The 513-nt window shown below is 42.9% G+C and carries 1 pseudogene; it reads left to right on the top strand.

Going from position 1 to position 513, the window contains the following annotated elements:
• Positions 1–19: 19 nt before the first annotated feature.
• Positions 20–513: pseudogene (locus ACRCJ0_RS19360) on the top strand (bifunctional glutamate--cysteine ligase GshA/glutathione synthetase GshB); the annotation flags it as partial.

Below are 513 nucleotides of genomic sequence, written 5' to 3'. Positions count from 1 at the left end.
GACGCAATTAGAGGCCAACGTGACTGAGGGGCGTTTAATCGCTGAGAAAGAATTTTACTCAAATGTTCGATTACGTGGTGCCAACAAAGCCCGGTCTTTACTGAATAATGGGATTAAGTACCTAGAATTTAGACTGTTAGATATTCAACCGGATGCCGCTTACGGGATTAAAGCGTCAGATATTGAATTCATGAAATACTTCATCATGTACTTAGTCTGGTCCTGTAAAGATGCCAATATGGCGGATGTCCATTACGGGATTGACTTGAAGACTAAGGTTGCTGAAGAGGAAACTTTCCAAAAAACGCAAGCTATGGACGAAGGGTTATCTATTTTGCAAGACATGCAAGACATGTTAGTGGCGATTGAAGCTGATCAATCGGTTATTGAAACGACACAATTGATGGTAGACAGGATGAAAGACCCAGCATTAACGCCAGCTGGCCAAATGATGACGACTATGAAAGACGTTGATGGATTCCTAAAAGCAGGGCGCCAATTCGCGGAAGAGGT

The organism is Aerococcus sp. L_32 (assembly GCF_050689315.1).
This window is presented reverse-complemented; position numbering and strand designations above follow the sequence as displayed.